19 protein-coding genes and 1 pseudogene are annotated in these 19,574 nt (G+C 55.5%); 15 read left to right on the top strand and 5 right to left on the bottom strand.

The features are described from left to right. Positions 1 to 99: 99 nt before the first annotated feature. The 6 genes from MKR05_RS23570 to nhaR all read left to right on the top strand — a co-directional run bounded on the left by MKR05_RS23570 (position 100) and on the right by nhaR (position 7,274). Positions 100 to 867, top strand: coding sequence for an outer membrane protein OmpK (locus MKR05_RS23570; RefSeq protein WP_023291918.1), 768 nt, complete (start codon positions 100 to 102; stop codon positions 865 to 867). Positions 868 to 887: 20 nt separating this feature from the next. Beyond that, positions 888 to 2,381 carry a sulfatase gene (locus MKR05_RS23575; RefSeq protein WP_080820747.1) on the top strand — a complete coding sequence of 498 codons (1,494 nt, stop codon included), beginning with the start codon at positions 888 to 890 and terminating at the stop codon, positions 2,379 to 2,381. A gap of 99 nt (positions 2,382 to 2,480) precedes the next feature. Next, complete coding sequence (locus tag MKR05_RS23580) at positions 2,481 to 3,680, top strand: anaerobic sulfatase maturase (protein ID WP_101989213.1); 1,200 nt, start codon at positions 2,481 to 2,483, stop codon at positions 3,678 to 3,680. Positions 3,681 to 3,707: 27 nt separating this feature from the next. Beyond that, positions 3,708 to 4,976, top strand: coding sequence for a cytoplasmic protein (locus MKR05_RS23585; protein WP_101989211.1), 1,269 nt, complete (start codon positions 3,708 to 3,710; stop codon positions 4,974 to 4,976). Between the two features lie 171 nt (positions 4,977 to 5,147). Then, positions 5,148 to 6,323 carry a Na+/H+ antiporter NhaA gene (gene nhaA / locus MKR05_RS23590; protein ID WP_032429094.1) on the top strand — a complete coding sequence of 392 codons (1,176 nt, stop codon included), beginning with the start codon at positions 5,148 to 5,150 and terminating at the stop codon, positions 6,321 to 6,323. A gap of 54 nt (positions 6,324 to 6,377) precedes the next feature. Then, a complete protein-coding gene (gene nhaR / locus MKR05_RS23595) occupies positions 6,378 to 7,274 on the top strand; it encodes a transcriptional activator NhaR (protein ID WP_023291923.1) in 897 nt (298 codons plus the stop codon). 109 nt (positions 7,275 to 7,383) lie between these two features. Here nhaR and rpsT read toward each other — a convergent pair whose 3' ends face one another. Then, complete coding sequence (gene rpsT, locus MKR05_RS23600; protein ID WP_002887965.1) at positions 7,384 to 7,647, bottom strand: 30S ribosomal protein S20; 264 nt, start codon at positions 7,645 to 7,647, stop codon at positions 7,384 to 7,386. A 116-nt stretch (positions 7,648 to 7,763) separates the two neighbouring features. Between rpsT and MKR05_RS23605 the strand changes: the two are divergent. From MKR05_RS23605 to MKR05_RS23640, 8 genes and pseudogenes are all read left to right on the top strand, one after another. Then, a pseudogene (locus MKR05_RS23605) lies at positions 7,764 to 7,969 on the top strand (DUF2575 domain-containing protein); the annotation flags it as partial. A gap of 7 nt (positions 7,970 to 7,976) precedes the next feature. After that, the gene (gene ribF / locus MKR05_RS23610; RefSeq protein WP_284118831.1) at positions 7,977 to 8,915 is read left to right on the top strand and encodes a bifunctional riboflavin kinase/FAD synthetase; all 939 of its coding nucleotides are present in this window, start codon (positions 7,977 to 7,979) and stop codon (positions 8,913 to 8,915) included. A 43-nt stretch (positions 8,916 to 8,958) separates the two neighbouring features. Further along, a complete protein-coding gene (gene ileS, locus MKR05_RS23615) occupies positions 8,959 to 11,775 on the top strand; it encodes an isoleucine--tRNA ligase (protein ID WP_032429278.1) in 2,817 nt (938 codons plus the stop codon). Next, complete coding sequence (gene lspA / locus MKR05_RS23620; RefSeq protein ID WP_023291926.1) at positions 11,775 to 12,275, top strand: signal peptidase II; 501 nt, start codon at positions 11,775 to 11,777, stop codon at positions 12,273 to 12,275. Before ileS ends, lspA begins: the two co-directional genes overlap by 1 nt. A gap of 116 nt (positions 12,276 to 12,391) precedes the next feature. Further along, positions 12,392 to 12,841: an FKBP-type peptidyl-prolyl cis-trans isomerase gene (fkpB, locus tag MKR05_RS23625; protein ID WP_023291927.1), complete on the top strand. Its 450-nt coding sequence runs from the start codon at positions 12,392 to 12,394 to the stop codon at positions 12,839 to 12,841. Position 12,842: 1 nt separating this feature from the next. Next, the gene (gene ispH, locus MKR05_RS23630; RefSeq protein ID WP_002887979.1) at positions 12,843 to 13,793 is read left to right on the top strand and encodes a 4-hydroxy-3-methylbut-2-enyl diphosphate reductase; all 951 of its coding nucleotides are present in this window, start codon (positions 12,843 to 12,845) and stop codon (positions 13,791 to 13,793) included. Positions 13,794 to 13,861: 68 nt separating this feature from the next. After that, the gene (rihC, locus tag MKR05_RS23635; protein WP_044525320.1) at positions 13,862 to 14,776 is read left to right on the top strand and encodes a ribonucleoside hydrolase RihC; all 915 of its coding nucleotides are present in this window, start codon (positions 13,862 to 13,864) and stop codon (positions 14,774 to 14,776) included. 29 nt (positions 14,777 to 14,805) lie between these two features. Then, positions 14,806 to 15,171: a DUF805 domain-containing protein gene (locus tag MKR05_RS23640; protein ID WP_049014574.1), complete on the top strand. Its 366-nt coding sequence runs from the start codon at positions 14,806 to 14,808 to the stop codon at positions 15,169 to 15,171. On the opposite strand, the gene MKR05_RS23645 is transcribed toward MKR05_RS23640, so the two are convergent. Next, a complete protein-coding gene (locus MKR05_RS23645) occupies positions 15,119 to 16,048 on the bottom strand; it encodes a LysR family transcriptional regulator (protein WP_032452406.1) in 930 nt (309 codons plus the stop codon). The two genes, MKR05_RS23640 and MKR05_RS23645, sit on opposite strands and share 53 nt — an antisense overlap. Positions 16,049 to 16,140: 92 nt before the next feature. Between MKR05_RS23645 and MKR05_RS23650 the strand changes: the two genes are divergently transcribed. Continuing rightward, on the top strand, positions 16,141 to 16,770 hold the full coding sequence (locus MKR05_RS23650; protein WP_050534018.1) for a serine-tRNA(Ala) deacylase AlaX: 630 nt from the start codon (positions 16,141 to 16,143) through the stop codon (positions 16,768 to 16,770). Between the two features lie 5 nt (positions 16,771 to 16,775). Here the strand turns inward: MKR05_RS23650 and MKR05_RS23655 are convergent, their stop codons facing one another. From MKR05_RS23655 to MKR05_RS23665, 3 genes are all read right to left on the bottom strand, one after another. Beyond that, positions 16,776 to 17,480 (bottom strand): response regulator, encoded by a 705-nt coding sequence (locus MKR05_RS23655; protein ID WP_044525323.1) that lies wholly within the window; start codon positions 17,478 to 17,480, stop codon positions 16,776 to 16,778. After that, on the bottom strand, positions 17,473 to 19,101 hold the full coding sequence (locus MKR05_RS23660) for a sensor histidine kinase (RefSeq protein WP_086075196.1): 1,629 nt from the start codon (positions 19,099 to 19,101) through the stop codon (positions 17,473 to 17,475). The genes MKR05_RS23655 and MKR05_RS23660 overlap by 8 nt, the downstream gene beginning before the upstream one ends. A 165-nt stretch (positions 19,102 to 19,266) precedes the next feature. Next, the coding region (locus MKR05_RS23665) for a sodium ion-translocating decarboxylase subunit beta (RefSeq protein ID WP_284118834.1) at positions 19,267 to 19,574 on the bottom strand (308 nt) is incomplete at its 5' end.

A 19,574-nucleotide genomic window follows, 5' to 3' on the forward strand; every position in this document is an offset into this window, starting at 1 on the left:
TTTTCATCACTATTTTGATGGTGTGTTTCGCTAACAATAAGCGCCGCAGAAAAGTAGTGTATGTCTATGGACGAATTATAACTTTGGGAAATACTTTCAATGCCTCGGATAAAAAATACGCTATTGGCTTGTACGATACTTGCAGCATCCTTGGGATTTAGTCACTCCGTACAAGCATCTTTGGACTACCAATATTCTTTTGGATCGATTAATGCAGGTTATGCTGACTGGAACAGCGGCTTTGTCGATGTAGGTCGTGGTGAAGTCTGGAAAGCCACAGCTGATTTTGGCGTCAATTTTAAAGAAGCTGAATTCTATTCTTTTTTTGAAAGTAATGTACTCAACCATTCTGTTGCGGGGCGTAACCATACGGTTTCAGCGATGACGCATGTTCGCCTTTTTGGCTCTGACTATACGCTCTTTGGCAAGATTTATGGCCAGTGGGAAAATACGTGGGGGGATGATCTGGACATGTTTTATGGTCTTGGTTATCTGGGATGGTCCGGGAAATGGGGATTCTTTAAACCTTACCTCGGACTCCACAATGAGTCGGGTGATTATGTTTCACCAAAATATGGGCAAACAAGCGGCTGGAACGGGTATGTGCTGGGCTGGACGGCAGCTTATAACTTCACGCTATTTGACGAGAAATTTGTTCTGTCAGACTGGAATGAAATTGAATTTGAGCGAAATGACGCCTACGCGGAACAGCAACACGGTGATTATGGCATTAATGGCGGTTTAACGCTGGCCTGGAAATTTTATCCTCGCTGGAAGGCAACGGTAACCTGGCGTTATTTTAAAAACAAATTAGGTTATGACGGCTTTGGCGATCAAATGATTTATATGGTTGGGTATGAATTTTAAAAAATGTCAAAGGAGTTAAAATGAAAAGAACAGTTGTTGCCAGTATGATTGGGCTGGCGCTATGTGCCGGGAGCGCGCTGTCAACAGCACATGCCGCAACAGAAAAGCGTCCTAATTTGGTTATTATTCTGGCTGATGATTTAGGGTATGGCGATCTTGCAACTTATGGACATCCCATTGTCAAAACCCCGAATATCGACAAACTGGCGCAGGAAGGGGTGAAATTCACCGATTATTATGCGCCTGCGCCGCTGTGCTCCCCCTCCCGTGCGGGTCTGTTAACCGGTCGTATGCCATTTCGTACCGGTATTCGCTCATGGATCCCGGAAGGCAAAGATGTTGCATTAGGGCGTAATGAACTGACCATCGCCAATCTGTTGAAACAGCAGGGCTATGACACGGCGATGATGGGCAAACTGCACCTGAATGCAGGTGGAGATCGTACCGATCAGCCCCAGGCAAAAGATATGGGGTTTGATTACAGTCTGGTGAATCCGGCGGGATTTGTCACGGATTCCACGCTGGATAATGCCAAAGAGCGTCCTCGCTACGGGGTGGTGCATCCGACAGGATGGCTACGCAATGGGCAACGAATTGGTCGCGCAGATAAAATGAGCGGTGAATTTGTCAGCTCTGAAGTGGTGAACTGGCTGGATAATAAGAAAGATGATAAGCCGTTCTTCTTATATGTCGCGTTTACTGAGGTGCACAGCCCGCTGGCTTCGCCGAAGAAATATCTCGATATGTACTCGCAATATATGAGCGCGTACCAAAAACAGCACCCGGATCTGTTTTATGGCGACTGGGCTGATAAACCGTGGCGTGGCACGGGGGAGTACTACGCGAACATCAGTTACATGGATGCTCAGGTCGGTAAAGTGCTGGATAAAATTAAGGCAATGGGCGAAGAAGACAACACCATCGTGATTTTCACCAGTGACAATGGCCCGGTAACGCGTGAGGCGCGTAAGGTGTATGAGCTGAACCTGGCGGGTGAGACCGATGGTTTGCGTGGCCGTAAAGATAATCTGTGGGAAGGCGGCATCCGCGTTCCGGCGATTATTAAATATGGCAAACATCTGCCGCAGGGGATGGTGACGGATACGCCGGTTTCCGGTCTTGACTGGATGCCGACGCTGGCGAAGATGATGGATTTTACACTCCCGAACGATCGCACGTACGATGGCCAGTCTTTGGTTCCGCTGCTGGAACAGAAGCCGCTGGAGCGTAATAAGCCGTTGATCTTCGGCGTTGATATGCCATTCCAGGACGATCCAACCGATGAGTGGGCGATCAGGGATGGCGACTGGAAGATGATCATCGATCGTGAAAATAAACCGAAATATCTCTACAACCTGAAGACCGACCGTTACGAAACGCTCAATCAGATTGGCAAACGGCCGGATATTGAGAAACAACTGTACGATAAGTTCCTGAAGTATAAAGAAGACATCGATAACGATTCGTTAATGAAAGCCCGTGGCGATAAGCCGACGCCGGTCACCTGGGGCTAACCGAATAACCATAAAACCGTAGTATGCCACTTAGGGCGATGCCCGCCTGATTCGGTGTTTAAACTGAATCAGGTTCTTTTTATTGGGATGGATATAGCGATCATGCGAAGAAAGAGCTGTCAGGTCATGATTAAACCGACAGGTTCAGTATGCAATCTTGATTGTAAGTACTGCTTCTATCTGGAAAAGGAAAAGCTCTACCCGGAGCGAAAACGCAACTACAGAATGTCAGACGAGATGCTGGAACGCTTCATTAAACAACATATTGCCGCGCAAGAGGTTGATGAGGTGATTTTTGCCTGGCAGGGCGGAGAACCGACGTTGATGGGGCTGCCTTTTTATCGCCGGGCGATCGAACTCCAGCAGCGTTATGCTGCGGGAAAAACGATTGTGAATACCTTCCAGACGAACGGCATTTTGATCGACGACCAATGGTCTGAGTTTTTTCGGGCCAATCAATTCCTGGTCGGTATTTCCATTGACGGCGATGCAGCCTTGCATGACGAATGGCGCGTTACGCGCTCGGGAAAACCGACGCATGCGAAAGTTGAACAGGCCATACAATGTCTGCACCGCCACGGCGTCGAATTTAATACGCTGACGGTTGTTAATCAGAGCAATATGCGCCATCCGCTTCAGGTATATCGCTATCTGAAGAGCATCGGCAGCCGTTATATGCAATTTATCCCTTTGGTGGAAAGAAGCAGCGAAAAGAGCGGCCTTGGGCTGGCGCACCCTGAGGACAGGCAAACAAAAATGATGCCGTGGTCGGTTGATCCGCTACAGTTTGGCCATTTTCTTAACGCTATTTTTGATGTATGGGTCCGCGAAGACATTGGCGACATAGGCATACAGATGTTTGAACAGACGCTTGCCGCCTGGTGTGGGTTGCCTCCCCAGGTATGCGTATTCGCGCCAACCTGCGGCAGCGCGTTTGCGATGGAGATGAACGGCGACGTTTATAACTGCGATCATTTTGTTTATCCGCAGTACAGGCTGGGAAATATTCAGGATACAACGCTACATGCGATGAATAATAGCGCGCAAAACCAGCAGTTTGGTGATGATAAAAGCCACTCAATGGCGCAGGAGTGTCGCTCTTGTCAGTGGCAATTTGCCTGCTACGGCGGCTGCCCCAAGCACCGCTTCTTGCAATCCGCGACGGGCGAGAGAAACCACAACTATTTGTGCGCAGGCTATAAAGCGTTTTTCTCTCATAGCGCGGTGACTATGAGCGCGATGAAAACACTCCATCAGAATGGTTTTTCACCGGCAGAGATAAAATCAATATTTGTTTGAAAATCATACCGTCACAGGGAGTTAATCATGTTTTCTCAGGTTAATGTCGATAGCTGCAAAACGCCAGGCTGCAAAAATCTGGGCGTGTTGAACAGCCCGGATTACCAGAACCAGGGGAAAAATGTGTTATGCAGGGCATGTGGTTTTCATTTTCCTGTGATTTCGGCAAGATCGCTGAATCTTTTTCGCCAGTCGGTAAATCGGGTATGGAAAGGGTTGATAAAATCCTGCCCAGGATGCGGCAGCGTCTCACTAAAAAAGTATGGCTTTTCCGCGCAGGGAGAGCCACGCGTCTGCTGCCAGCAGTGCCATAAAACATTTCTTTATCCCGTCAGATATAAAACCGATCCGCGCCAGGATTATCTTGCCGCACTCATCCAGGATGGGGCTTCGCTGGCGGATATCCGATCCGCCCTTGCGTTAGACAGTACCGGACTAAGCCGCGAATTACAGAAGTTATCCCGCAGGGCAAATCAGGCGGAACGTGAGTTTGCCTTTCCCGCTTTCGACATTACCCTCAGCACCCGCGCTTTTCGGGTTAAATTTAACGGCGGTGACAATTTTCTGTATGTGCTGGTCACCGCCGAGGAGACTACCGGTCGGATTATATCCGTAACAACCAATTATTCACTCCAGCCCGTTGAAACGGAGTATCAATACCACTCTTATTACGAAGAGCGCCTGCCGCCCGGTACGCTGGTACATCTTGTACAACGGAAAGAAGCGATAACGATGCGGCGCGCAACGCTTTTTGATGTGGATTACGGACCAGCGGTGTTATATAAAAACGATCCGGGGATGCTGGTCAAACCCGTATTGCCGGCTTATCGCCATTTTGAATTAGTCAAAACACTGACAGATGCACGCTCCCTCAATATTCAACACTACATCGATCAGGAATGTTTTATATTAGGTGGCTGCCTGATGGCGAATTTGCAGCAGGTTCAACAGGGGCGATGCCATATCTCATTTGTCAGAGAGCGAGGCATGACGCCGCCGCTGCATGATATCCCGCCGCGCCTGTTTATGGGCGGAGGGAACCGCAACAATGTCTGGCGGACCTTCTCTACACGGGACTATGCGATGGCGGTTTGTAACCTAACCGGCAATAAAAAAACGGCCAATCTGCGGCACGCCACGTTAAATGGCGCGACGAAATTTATTCAATACCTGCACGCGCATCCTTTTTTGCCGCAGCTAAATCGTCTGTCTCCGGCGAACGTGACCGTGACGCTGGATTGTCTGAAATATGAATATAATAAAAGACAGAAAATGTGGGACGATCTGTGCGGTTAATTCTGCTTTCGTCAACGCCTGGCCTTTTGCTGCCCAGTCTATCATTGTCTTAGCCCTCCTCTTTAACTCGTAAAAATCGAGCATTAGCGCAACTTAAATCTGATTTTTTCGAGTTATCAGTCTGTGTATTATACTTTTATCGAGTTATTCACCAACAGGATGAAAGTAAAAGTGAAACATCTGCAACGATTCTTCAGTAGCGATGCTTCCGGCGGCATTGTCTTAATCATCGCCGCGGCGCTGGCGATGGTCATGGCCAATACCAGCGTGACCAGCGGTCTGTATCACTCCTTTCTTGATACGCCTGTACAGCTGCGGGTGGGGGCGCTGGAGATCAACAAGAATATGCTGCTATGGATCAATGATGCCCTGATGGCGGTGTTCTTCTTGCTGATTGGCCTGGAGGTCAAACGCGAGCTGATTCAGGGCTCGCTGGCGAGTCGCCGTCAGGCGGTCTTTCCGGTGATTGCCGCGCTCGGCGGGATGATCGTCCCGGCGCTGGTCTATCTGGCCTTTAACGCTCAGGATCCTGTCGCCAGAGAGGGATGGGCGATCCCGGCGGCGACGGATATTGCCTTTGCCCTCGGCGTGCTGGCGCTGTTAGGCAGCCGCGTCCCGACGGCGCTGAAGATTTTCCTGATGGCGCTGGCGATTATTGATGACCTTGGGGCTATCGTGATTATCGCGCTGTTTTATACCCACGACCTGTCAATGCTCTCGCTGGGCGTGGCGGCGGCGGCGATTGCGGTGCTGGTGGTTCTGAATCTGAGCGGCGTGCGACGCACCGGGATCTATATTCTGGTCGGTGCGGTGCTGTGGACCGCGGTGCTGAAGTCCGGCGTTCACGCGACGCTTGCCGGGGTCATCGTCGGCTTTATGATCCCGCTCCAGGAGAAGCAGGGTCAGTCACCGGCTAAAGTGCTTGAGCATGTCCTGCATCCGTGGGTGGCGTTTATGATCCTGCCGCTGTTTGCCTTCGCCAACGCGGGCGTCTCGCTGCGGGGGGTTACGCTTGATGGACTGACGTCGCTGCTGCCCCTGGGTATCATGGCCGGCCTGTTTATCGGTAAGCCGCTGGGGATCAGCCTGTTCTGCTGGCTGGCCCTGAAGCTGAAGTGGGCCTCGCTACCGGAGGGGACCACCTGCCGGCAGATTATGGCGGTGGGCATTCTGTGCGGGATTGGCTTTACGATGTCGATTTTTATCGCCACGCTGGCCTTCGGCAATGTCGATCCCGCATTAATCAACTGGGCCAAGCTTGGCATCTTAATTGGATCGGTGGTATCAGCTGTTACCGGCTACCTCATACTGCGTCAGCGCGTAACGGATACTCGCCTCGCGGTATAACCTTTCTGCAGGAGGGCCTGCCAGGCTCTCCTGGACATTATCAGGGAGAGAAGCATGTCACATATCAACTACAACCATCTGTACTACTTCTGGCACGTCTATAAAGAAGGGTCTGTCGTGGGCGCGGCGGAGGCGCTGTTTCTGACGCCGCAAACCATTACCGGGCAGATCAAAGCGCTGGAGGAGCGTCTGCAGGGAAAGTTATTTAAGCGCAAGGGAAGAGGGCTGGAGCCGAGCGAGCTCGGGGAGCTGGTCTTTCGCTACGCCGACCGGATGTTTACCCTGAGCCAGGAGATGCTCGACATCGTCAACTACCGCAAAGAGTCGAATCTGCTGTTTGACGTCGGCGTGGCCGATGCGCTATCGAAACGGCTGGTCAGCGGCGTACTGGATGCCGCCGTTGTCGAAAGCGAGCAGATCCATCTGCGCTGTTTTGAATCCACCCATGAGCTGCTGCTGGAGCAGCTGAGCCAGCATAAGCTCGATATGATTATCTCTGACTGCCCGATCGACTCGACGCAGCAGGAAGGGCTGTTTTCGGTGAAGATTGGCGAGTGCAGCGTCAGCTTCTGGTGCATGAACCCGGCGCCAATGAAGCCGTTCCCGGCCTGTCTTGAAGAGCGACGGCTGCTGATCCCTGGTCGACGCTCGATGCTGGGACGTAAGCTGCTGAACTGGATTAACGTGCAGGGGCTGAAGGTGGAGATCCTCGGCGAGTTTGACGACGCGGCGCTCATGAAAGCCTTCGGCGCCGCGCATAATGCGATTTTTGTCGCGCCGACGCTCTACGCGCATGATTTCTACCATGATGAATCGATTGTCGAAATTGGCCGCATGGATAGCGTGATGGAGGAGTATCACGCCATTTTCGCCGAACGGATGATTCAGCATCCGGCGGTACAGCGCATCTGCAATCGCGATTATTCGTCGCTGTTTACTGAACCCAGATAGCCGGAAAGCGTGGGCTGGCGTGGCTCAGGTCGCGCCAGGACGGGAAAGATGACAGGCATAAAAAAACCCGCTTTCGCGGGTTTTTTCACAAAGCGACAACAAGCGGCGATTAAGCCAGTTTGTTGATCTGAGCGGTCAGGTTAGCCTTATGACGCGCAGCTTTGTTTTTGTGGATCAGACCTTTAGCAGCCTGACGGTCCACGATCGGTTGCATTTCGTTAAATGCTTTTTGTGCAGCAGCTTTGTCGCCAGCTTCGATAGCTGCGTATACTTTCTTGATGAAAGTACGCATCATAGAGCGACGGCTAGCGTTGTGCTTGCGAGCCTTTTCAGACTGAACGGCGCGCTTCTTAGCTGATTTGATATTAGCCAAGGTCCAACTCCCAAATGTGTTCTATATGGACAATTCAAAGGCCGAGGAATATGCCCGTTTAGCCTTCTTTTGTCAATGGATTTGTGCAAATAAGCGCCGTTTAACACCACAGCGCTTCATTACGTAGTGATGGCGCAAGATTCTACCAGCTTGTTGCAGGCGAATACAGCTTTTCCACCATAAAAATCGCCGGGGGCGGGCGGTTTTCCCGCTGACTCGCGCTGAGTGAATGAATTCCTGAGAACTTTCGTTGCCGAGGAGCAATCGCTGGTTAACGTTGACAGTTGTACAAGGTATACTCGGACGATTTTCACTGTTTTGAGCCAGACATGAAGCTGATACGCGGCATACATAATCTCAGTCAGGCCCCGCACGGGTGCGTGCTGACCATTGGCAATTTTGACGGCGTGCATCGTGGGCATCAGGCGCTGCTGCAGCGCTTGCGCGAAGAGGGCCGCCAGCGCGGTTTACCGGTGGTGGTGATGATTTTCGAACCCCAGCCGCTCGAGCTCTTTGCCGCCGATAAAGCCCCGGCGCGGTTGACCCGCCTGCGTGAAAAGCTGAGCTATCTGGCTGAAAGCGGGGTCGACTATGTGCTGTGCGTTCGCTTCGACCGCCGGTTCGCCGCGCTGACGGCGCAGGATTTTATCAGTGAACTGCTGGTGCGCCGCCTGGGCGTGCAGTTCCTTGCCGTCGGTGACGATTTCCGCTTTGGCGCTGGTCGCCAGGGGGATTTCTTGTTATTACAAAAGGCGGGGGCGGAATACGGCTTCGACGTCACCAGCACCCAAACCTTCTTCGAAGGCGGGGTGCGGATCAGCAGCACGGCGGTGCGTCAGGCGCTGGCTGATGACGATCTCCTGTTGGCGGAGACGCTGCTCGGCCATCCGTTTAGCATTTCCGGACGCGTCGTGCATGGCGACGAACTGGGCCGTACCATAGGTTTTCCGACGGCGAACTTACCGCTGCGTCGTCAGGTTTCCCCGGTTAAAGGGGTCTATGCGGTAGAAGTGACAGGGCTGGGCGACAAGCCGATCGCCGGCGTCGCCAATATTGGCACCCGTCCAACGGTAGCGGGCGTGCGTCAGCAGCTCGAAGTGCATCTGTTGGACGTTGTAATGGACCTCTACGGTCGCCATATCAATGTAGTACTGCGTAAAAAGATACGTAATGAGCAGCGGTTTGCGTCGCTCGACGAGCTGAAGGCGCAAATCGCACGTGATGAGTTAACGGCCCGCGAATTATTTGGGCTGACCAGCCAGGCCTGAGCCACTGGTGTTTATCAAACCGAAATACGGAACCGAGAATCTGATGAGTGACTATAAATCGACCCTGAATTTGCCGGAAACAGGGTTCCCTATGCGTGGCGACCTCGCCAAACGCGAACCGGGAATGCTGGCGCGTTGGACCGATGATGACCTGTACGGCATCATTCGTGCAGCCAAAAAAGGCAAAAAAACCTTCATTCTGCATGATGGCCCTCCTTATGCGAATGGTAGTATTCATATTGGTCACTCGGTTAACAAGATTCTGAAAGACATTATCGTTAAGTCCAAAGGACTGACGGGCTATGACTCGCCTTACGTTCCAGGCTGGGACTGCCACGGTCTGCCGATCGAGCTGAAAGTAGAGCAGGAATACGGCAAGCCGGGCGAGAAATTCACCGCCGCAGAATTCCGCGCCAAGTGCCGCGAATATGCCGCTCTGCAGATCGAGGGGCAGCGTAAAGATTTCATCCGCCTCGGCGTGCTGGGCGACTGGTCGCATCCGTATCTGACCATGGACTTCAAAACCGAAGCCAACATCATTCGCGCGCTGGGTAAAATCATCGGCAACGGCCACCTGCATAAAGGCGCCAAGCCGGTGCACTGGTGCGTAGACTGCCGTTCCGCGCTGGCGGAAGCGGAAGTGGAGTATTACGACAAGACTTCTCCATCCATCGACGTGGCATTCCACGCGGTAGATAAAGCCGCGGTGCTGGCGAAATTCGGCGTCGCCGACGTCAACGGCCCGGTGTCGCTGGTTATCTGGACCACCACCCCGTGGACCCTGCCGGCTAACCGCGCCATCTCCCTGTCGCCAGAGTTCGACTATGCGCTGGTGCAGGTGGACGGCCAGGCGCTGATCCTGGCGAAAGACCTCGTTGAGAGCGTGATGAAGCGCGTTGGCGCGGCCGATTACACCATCCTGGCGGCGGTGAACGGCGCCGAGCTTGAACTGATGCGTTTCCAGCATCCGTTCCTCGATTTCGACGTGCCGGCGATCCTTGGCGACCACGTGACGCTGGATGCCGGTACCGGTGCGGTGCATACCGCCGGCGGCCACGGTCCGGACGATTACACGATCAGCCAGAAATACGGTCTGGAAATCGCTAACCCGGTTGGCCCGGACGGGGCTTATCTGCCAGGCACCTATCCGTCTCTGGACGGTATCAACGTCTTTAAAGCCAACGATATCATCGTTGAGATGCTGCGTGAGCGCGGCGCGCTGCTGCATGTGGAAAAAATGCAGCACAGCTATCCGTGCTGCTGGCGCCACAAGTCGCCAATCATCTTCCGCGCCACCCCGCAGTGGTTCGTGAGCATGGATCAGAAAGGTCTGCGCGCGCAGTCGCTGAAAGAGATCAAAGGCGTGCAGTGGATCCCGGACTGGGGCCAGGCGCGTATCGAATCGATGGTCGCCAACCGTCCTGACTGGTGCATCTCCCGTCAGCGTACCTGGGGCGTGCCGATGTCGCTGTTCGTGCATAAAGAAACTCACGAACTGCACCCGCGTACCCTTGAGCTGATGGAAGAAGTCGCGAAGCGTGTTGAAGTCGACGGCATCCAGGCGTGGTGGGATCTCGATTCCCGCGACATCCTTGGCGATGACGCTGACAGCTACGAGAAAGTGCCGGATACCCTCGACGTCTGGTTTGACTCCGGGTCGACCCACTCTTCCGTGGTTGACGTGCGTCCGGAATTCGCCGGTCACGCCGCCGATATGTATCTGGAAGGCTCCGACCAGCATCGCGGCTGGTTCATGTCCTCTCTGATGATTTCCACGGCGATGAAAGGCAAAGCGCCATATCGTCAGGTACTGACCCACGGCTTCACCGTCGATGGTCAGGGCCGCAAAATGTCCAAGTCTATCGGCAACACCGTTAGCCCGCAGGACGTGATGAACAAGCTGGGCGCCGATATCCTGCGCCTGTGGGTGGCTTCCACCGACTACACTGGCGAAATGGCGGTCTCTGACGAGATCCTCAAACGCGCCGCGGACAGCTATCGTCGTATCCGTAACACCGCGCGCTTCCTGCTGGCCAACCTGAACGGTTTCGATCCGGCAAAAGACATGGTCAAACCGGAAGAGATGGTGGTGCTGGATCGCTGGGCGGTCGGCTGCGCGCAGGCGGCACAGGAAGATATCCTGAAAGCCTACGAATCCTACGACTTCCACGAAGTGGTGCAGCGCCTGATGCGCTTCTGCTCCATTGAGATGGGCTCGTTCTACCTCGACATCATCAAAGACCGTCAGTACACCGCCAGGGCGGACAGCGTGGCGCGTCGCAGTTGCCAGACCGCGCTGTTCCACATCGTGGAAGCGCTGGTGCGCTGGATGGCGCCGATCATGTCCTTCACCGCGGACGAAATCTGGGGTTACCTGCCGGGCGAGCGTGAGAAATACGTCTTTACCGGCGAATGGTATCAAGGTCTCTTCGGTCTGGCCGACAACGAAGCGATGAATGACGGCTTCTGGGATGAGCTGCTGAAAGTCCGTGGCGAAGTCAACAAAGTGATTGAACAGGCGCGTGCGGATAAGAAAGTCGGCGGCTCGCTGGAAGCCTCGGTGACGCTGTATGCTGATGCCGATCTGGCCGCTAAGCTCAACGCGCTGGGCGATGAATTGCGATTTGTCCTGTTGACCTCCGGGGCGAACGTCGCAGACTATGCGAGCGCGCCTGCTGATGCCCAGCAGAGCGAACTGCTCAAAGGGCTGAAAGTCGCATTGAGCAAAGCTGAAGGTGAGAAATGCCCGCGCTGCTGGCATTACACCACCGATATCGGCAAGGTGGCGGAACACGCGGAAATCTGCGGACGCTGTGTGAGCAACGTCGCCGGTGACGGCGAGCAACGTAAATTCGCCTGATGAGTAAATCGATTTGTTCAACGGGGCTACGCTGGCTGTGGGTGGTCGTAGCCGTGCTGATTATCGATCTGGGCAGCAAATTCCTGATCCTCCAGAACTTCGCTCTGGGGGAGACGGTTCCGCTGTTCCCGTCGCTTAATCTGCATTATGCCCGCAACTATGGCGCGGCCTTTAGCTTCCTCGCCGACAGCGGCGGCTGGCAGCGCTGGTTCTTTTCCGGGATCGCCATCGGCATTTGCGTGGTGCTGACGGTGCTGATGTACCGTTCGAAGGCGACGCAAAAGCTGAACAATATTGCCTACGCCCTGATTATCGGCGGCGCGCTGGGCAACTTGTTCGATCGCCTGTGGCACGGCTTTGTGGTCGATATGATCGACTTCTACGTCGGCGACTGGCACTTCGCCACTTTCAACCTCGCCGATAGCGCTATCTGCATCGGCGCGGCGATGATTGTGCTGGAAGGCTTCCTGCCGAAACCGACCGCAAAAGAGCAGGCGTAAATGTTAATGCCGGGTGGCGCCACGTCAGCCCGGCCTACAGAATGTGTGGTCTCCCGTCGCCCGGTAAGCGTAGCGCCTCCGGGCAACAGGAGATCGAAAACAAGCGAGCAATTTGCATGTCTAAATCCGTACAGAGCAACAGCGCGGTTCTCGTTCACTTCACGCTGAAGCTGGACGATGGATCCACCGCCGAGTCCACCCGTAACAATGGCAAACCGGCGCTGTTTCGCCTCGGCGACACCTCCCTGTCTGAGGGGCTGGAGCAACAGCTTCTTGGTCTGAAAGAGGGCGAGAAAAAGGCCTTTTCGCTGGAGCCTGACGCCGCATTTGGCGTCCCGAGCCCGGACCTGATTCAGTATTTCTCTCGCCGCGAGTTTATCGACGCCGGCGAGCCGGAGATCGGCGCGATTATGCTCTTTACCGCAATGGATGGCAGCGAAATGCCTGGCGTGATCCGTGAAGTGAACGGCGATTCCATCACCGTCGACTTCAACCATCCGCTGGCCGGGCGCACCGTTCATTTTGATATTGAAGTGCTGGAGATCGATCCGGCGCTGGAGGATTAACATGCAGATCCTGTTGGCTAACCCGCGCGGCTTTTGCGCTGGCGTTGACCGCGCTATCAGCATTGTAGAAAACGCGCTGACGCTGTACGGCGCGCCGATCTATGTTCGTCATGAAGTGGTGCATAACCGCTATGTGGTGGATAGCCTGCGCAAGCGCGGCGCCATTTTTATCGAACAGATCAGCGAAGTACCGGACGGCGCGATCCTGATCTTCTCCGCTCACGGCGTATCGCAGGCGGTACGGAATGAAGCGAAGAGCCGCGATCTGACGGTGTTCGACGCCACCTGTCCGCTGGTGACGAAAGTGCATATGGAAGTCGCCCGCGCCAGCCGCCGTGGTGAAGAGTCGATTCTGATCGGCCATGCCGGACACCCGGAAGTCGAAGGCACGATGGGGCAGTACAATAACCCGCAAGGGGGCATGTACCTGGTCGAGTCGCCGGAAGACGTTCTCAAGCTGGAAGTCAAAAACGACGCCCGGCTGTCGTTTATGACCCAGACCACCCTCTCGGTGGATGATACCTCGGATGTGATTGACGCGCTGCGCGCGCGTTTCCCGAAAATCGTCGGCCCGCGCAAAGACGACATTTGCTATGCCACCACTAACCGTCAGGAAGCGGTGCGTGCGCTGGCGGAGCAGGCTGACGTGGTGCTGGTGGTTGGTTCGAAAAACTCCTCCAACTCAAACCGCCTCGCCGAACTGGCGCAGCGGATGGGTAAGGCGGCTTACCTGATTGACGATGCCTCCGATATTCAGGAAGCGTGGGTCAAGGATGCGGCCTGCGTCGGCGTGACGGCGGGCGCGTCGGCGCCGGATATTCTGGTGCAGAACGTCATTACCCGCCTGCAGGAGCTGGGCGGCGGCGAAGCCGTACCGCTGGAAGGCCGGGAAGAGAATATCGTCTTTGAAGTGCCGAAAGAGCTGCGTGTGGATGTCCGTGAAGTAGAGTAAGTTCTTTCCGTCAGCAGTATGAGAAGATGCCAGACTTAACGTCTGGCATTTTTTTTTAGGGAGAAACCATGCGCTTACCGATCATTCTTGATACAGACCCGGGCATCGACGATGCTGCCGCTATTGCCGCGGCGCTGTTCGCCCCTGAGCTGGATCTGCAACTGATGACCACCGTGGCGGGCAATGTCTCGGTAGAGAAGACGACCCGTAACGCGCTGCAGCTGCTGCACTTCTGGCATGCCGATGTGCCGCTGGCGCAGGGCGCCTCGATGCCGCTGGTGCGTCCCCTGCGCGATGCCGCCTCGGTGCATGGCGAATCCGGTATGGAAGGGTATGACTTTGTTGAGCATCACCGGCAGCCGCTGGCGAAGCCGGCCTTCCAGGCGATCCGCGATGCGCTGATGCATGCTGCCGAGCCGATCACTCTGGTGGCGATTGGCCCATTGACCAATATTGCGCTGCTGCTGACCCAGTATCCGGAATGCCTGTTCAACATTCGCCGGCTGGTGATCATGGGCGGCTCGGCGGGCCGGGGCAACTTTACGCCGAATGCCGAATTCAATATTGCCATCGACCCGGAAGCCGCCGCGAAAGTCTTCCACAGCGGGCTGGAGATTATCATGTGCGGGCTGGACGTCACCAATCGGGCGCTGCTGACGGCGGATTATCTGGCGACCCTGCCGACGCTGAATCAGACCGGTAAAATGCTCCATGCGCTGTTTAGCCACTATCGTAGCGGCAGCATGAGTAGTGGTCTGAGAATGCACGATCTCTGCGCTATCGCATGGCTGGTCCGCCCGGAACTGTTCACCCTACAGCCGTGTTTTGTGGCGGTGGAGACGCAGGGAACCTGGACCGCCGGCGCCACGGTGGTGGATATCGAAGGGCGACTGGGCCAGCCGGCCAATGCCCAGGTGGCGCTGGATATCGATGTCGACGGGTTTCAGCGCTGGGCGGCGGAGGTGATCGCCCTGGCGCCGTGATACTCACCCAATCTTCAAGGAGAGAAGTGATGACCTATGGACAGGCGTATTTAAGCGGCTGGAAAGAGACCTTTAATTTTAGCGGCCGGGCCAGCCGACAGCAGTTCTGGACGTTTTTTCTTATCAATCTACTGATCGCCAGCGCGCCGCTGGCCGTCTGGTGGCTGGCAACCAGCTTTAACCCTCAATACGGCATCCTCAGTTTTGTTGTTATTCCCTTTGCTGCGCTGTGGTTGCTGCTGATGACTCTCCCTCTGCTGGCGATCGGCTGCCGGCGGATGCATGATATCGGCCGCTCCGGGCTCTGGTTCGTGCTGGGGGTTATCATTCCGTGGTTTGCGGTTATTTCGCTGGCGCTATGCTGCCTGCGTTCAGCGCCGGCACCGTCTCGCTGAGATAATCAATCATCGCCCGCATTCTTGCGGGCATATGCTTATCTCCCGCCCAGAGCAGCCACAGATCGCCGGAGTAGCTGCTGATAAATTCCCATTCGGGCAGCACCTGCACGATATCGCCATTCGCCAGCGCCTCGCGGGCGGTGAACAGCGGCAGGCTGCCGATCCCTAAATGCTGCCTGACCGCGTCGAGGCGCACGGCGGTATGGTTGGCGGCGTACCGCCCGTATGTTTGCACCGTTTCGGTTTTCCCTTCCCGACGGAACTTCCAGCGCGCGTCGGCGGGCGTTTCGCCAAGGCTGATGCAGCTGTGCGCGCGCAGTTCCTGCGGCGTGCGCGGCATACCGTGGCGCTGTAAATAGACCTCAGTGGCGCAGATAACGTGCGTGACTGGCATCAACGGTTTGCCATGCAGACCGGGCGAGGGGGTATCGGTGATGCGTAACGCCAGATCGATACCGTCATCGATAAAATCCAGAGGGCGATCTTCCAGCCGCAGGCAGACGTCAACCTGCGGGTAACGCTGAAAAAACGCCATCATCAGCGGATGGATCACGAAGCGGCCGACGGCTTTCGGTACGCTGAGCGTCAGCTTTCCCTGGGCGACCGTTTGGCGACTGCCGGCGGAATCCATCGCCTGTCGCGCCGCTTCCAGCATCTGCTGGGCATGCTGATACACCGTTTCCCCGGCATCGCTCAGACGCAGCTTGCGGGTGGTACGCTGCAGCAGTTTGCAGCCCATCTCTCGCTCCAGCCGCGACACGCTGCGGCTAACGGCGGAAGGGGTAATGCCGCTCTGGCGGGCGACGGCGGAGAAGCTGCCCTGGTCGACGATCTGGACGAAAAGGGCAAGGTCGGGCAGGAGGCTGAGATTCATTTGTGCTCCCGGAGCAAGAGTGCATTGGCTGGTGATAGGATTATCGCTGTCGGTATTAATAATATACTGGGCGGACAGAGAGGAGAATCACTATGACTGAACGGGTTTATTACACCAGCGACGCTACCGATGGGCGCGCCCAGATCATCGCCTGCACTGCGGAAGCGGATGGCCGCTACGCCATCGAACTGGATCGGACGCTGTTTCACCCGCAAGGGGGCGGTCAACCGGCGGATCGCGGCTGGATAGCTGGTCAGGCCGTTGAGACGGTTATTGTGCGCGGCGACAGCGTGCTGCATATTCTGTCGCAACCGCTTCCCCTCGGTGAAGTGGAGATGAGAATAGATGCCTCCGCGAGACACCTGCATGCCCGCCTGCATTCCGCCGGCCACCTGCTTGGCCTGGCGGGCGAACAGCTTGGCTGGCAACCGGTGAAAGCGCACCACTGGCCTGGCGAGGGGCGGATCGCTTTCACCGGCGGGAACCACGCCGTGATACCCGACGCCAGCGCGCTGTTGAGCCAGGTGAAGGCATGGCAGGCGCAGGACCTCCCGCGTCAGGTGATCTTCGCTGAGGGTTTGCGCATGGTGGGGTTTGGCGAACTGCCCGCCTATCCCTGCGGTGGCACACATGTCGCCCGCCTGGCGGAGCTGGGCGACATTCTTATCAGTCAGATTAAGATGAAGAAGGGGCAGCTGGTGGTTAGCTATTCCCTGGCGTAAACGTTTCAGACCTGCTCAGGGGAGGTCTGTTTGCCGCGATAAATACGCTCCGGTCGACCAACCTTGCCGTAGCTAATTTCCGCTTCCAGAAAGTCGTTCTTCACCCCTTGTTCCAGATAACGGCGGGCGGTGGTTTTGCTGCTGCCAAGGATACGCGCCAGCGAGTCGGCGGTATGCACCACCCCCGTGTCGGCAAACAGCTGGAGTACGCGCTGAAAGGTGCTTTCATCAATCCCGCGTAGCGGTGCGCTGGCCGGTTCCGTCTGTTCCCGAGCCTGAATATTAAACAGCGCATCGACGTGGATCTGGCTGGCCTGTTCGCTGGAACGCAGCGAGCTGCGATAGCGAGCGAAGCGCTCCAGGGTGTGCTGCAGGCGCTGATAGTGCACCGGCTTAATCAGATAGTCGAACACCCCCAGGCGCAGTGCTTCGCTGATGGTATCCATATGATTATCAGCGGTAATAAAGATAATCCGCCCCTTGTAATGGGTACTGACCGCATGGCGGATCAGGTCGATACCTTTGCCGTCAGGTAAGAAATTATCCAGCAGGATCAGCTGCGGTTGATACAGTCTGAGTTGTTTCCTGGCGCTCTCGAGTTTATCCGCAATGCCAATGACGTCGAACTGGGGAAACTGTTTGATGTTATCCACCAGGATCTCCGCCAGCATAGGTTCGTCTTCAACGATAAGAGTGGTGATGCTATCCATGATGTTCATCTCGGGTCAGGGGAATATAAAGAGTAAAGATGGTGCCAAAAGGTATGTTATTTTCGACGACGATGCTGCCACCTGCCTGTTCCACGTAGCTGCGAACCAGCCAGAGTCCGATGCCATGATCTTTGCTGACGCTGCTGGTGACGCCGCGCTCGAAGATCCGATCGCGCAGCGTCTCGTCAATGCCGCATCCCTGATCGGCGACCTCGATAATCACCTCGTGGCCGTCACTGTTGATCAGGCACTCTATCTGCCTTGAGCCCTGCGGCTGTTGCAGGCTGGCATTGTAGGCGTTATCAAGCAGATTCCCCACGATCGAGATCCATTCGTTGTGAGAAAGGGCGGTGGGTAATCTGTCGACGAAGCAGGCTGGATCGAAAATCAGCTCAAGTCCAAGCTCTTTGGCCCGGTAATATTTGCCGATCAACAGCCCGGCCAGATGGTTGTCCTGGAAATTACGCGCGATAAAATCGATGACCTTCTGGTGACTTTCCGACTGCTGTTGGATCAGATCCAGCGCATGATCGTAGCGTTTAAGAAACAGCAGGCCGGCGATGGTGGAGATCAGATTGCGATGCTCATGCTGCACGGCGCGCAGGTTATCGGCATATTGTTGTACCTGGCTAAGCTGCAGGCTGAGGGTGTTGATATCGTCTTTACTACGAAAGCTGATCACCCAGCCCTGTGGCTCATTATTTAAGATCACCGCCATCCGGCTGGCGATCACTTTGATCTGATTGAAGGTGACGATCTCGTCTTTTTTATTGGTCTGCGGCGCATCGTAGAAGAAAGCCTCCTGCGAAATCACGCTGCTGATCCCTTTACCAATAAGCGTTGTTTCCGGTTGGCTCAGGTTGAGCAGCCGGCGGGCAGTCTGATTAATCGCGGTGATCTTGTAACGGGAGTCGATGGCGATAAGCCCTTCGAACACGGATTCAAACAATACGCTTTGCTGGATCAACAGCTGCGACAGCTGTTGGGGTTCCATATTCAGCATCTGCTTTTTGATATGCAACGAGAAGCGGCGGGCGCAGTAGAGCAGGAGCAGTAACATGATCGCCATCGGGATCAGCAGCGAGCTTATCTGCAGGCTGAGCCAGTTTTCTAACTGTTCAATGGTATAGCCTACCGACACAATGCCGATCACCTTGCCGGTCTCGTCCTGAATCGGTGATTTACCGCGCAGCGAGGAGCCCAGTGAGCCTTTGCGCACTGACACGTAGCTTTTCGCGTTTAATAGTGCTTCATCGCTATCGCCGCCCTCCATCGATTTGCCGATTTCATCAGGGTTGACGTGATAGAGGCGCTGGCCGTTAGCATCACCGACGGTGATATAGGTGGCGTCGGAGAACGAACGCATGGGGTCGATAAGCGCTTTGATTCTGGCGAGGTCGCGTTTCTGAACCGCCTCGACCAGCTCCGGCATCGCCGAAATCTGCATTGCCTGAATCAGCGCCCGCTGCCCGACCTGGTAATGCAGACGCTCTTCGGTGATGTCTGTCAGATACCATGACATCGCCAGCATAACGATCGTCGAGGTGAATAAGATCAGCAGGAAGATGCGATTCTGAAACGATCGCCTGGCAAACCAGTGGGTGATTTTTCGGGTATACATAGCGCCAATAGACATTAAATGATTAGTTTCCCCGTTTCGCGGCCCGAGAACCCGCAGATGGCGCACAGAACCGCTAATTTCAGAAAAGTGATCGATGGCAAAGGGGCGTTGTTAATCCTGACCCGGAGGCGGGGCAACGGCCACGCCTCCGGGGAGGACGCCGGCCTACATCGCCAGCACGTACTTGAGCATCACCCCGGCGGCGATCGCCGAGCCGATCACCCCCGCCACGTTCGGGCCCATCGCGTGCATCAGCAGGAAGTTCTGCCCGTCCGCTTCCAGACCCACCTTGTTCGACACCCTGGCCGCCATCGGCACCGCCGACACCCCGGCTGAACCGATCAGCGGGTTGATCGGGTTCTTACTGAACCTGTTCAGCAGCTTCGCCATCAGCACCCCGGCGGCGGTCCCCACGCAGAAGGCGATCACCCCCAGCAGCAGGATCCCCAGCGTCTGCGGCTGCAGGAACTTGT

It is taken from the genome of Klebsiella sp. K5-204, assembly GCF_030128585.1.
Lineage (GTDB): Bacteria > Pseudomonadota > Gammaproteobacteria > Enterobacterales > Enterobacteriaceae > Klebsiella > Klebsiella quasipneumoniae.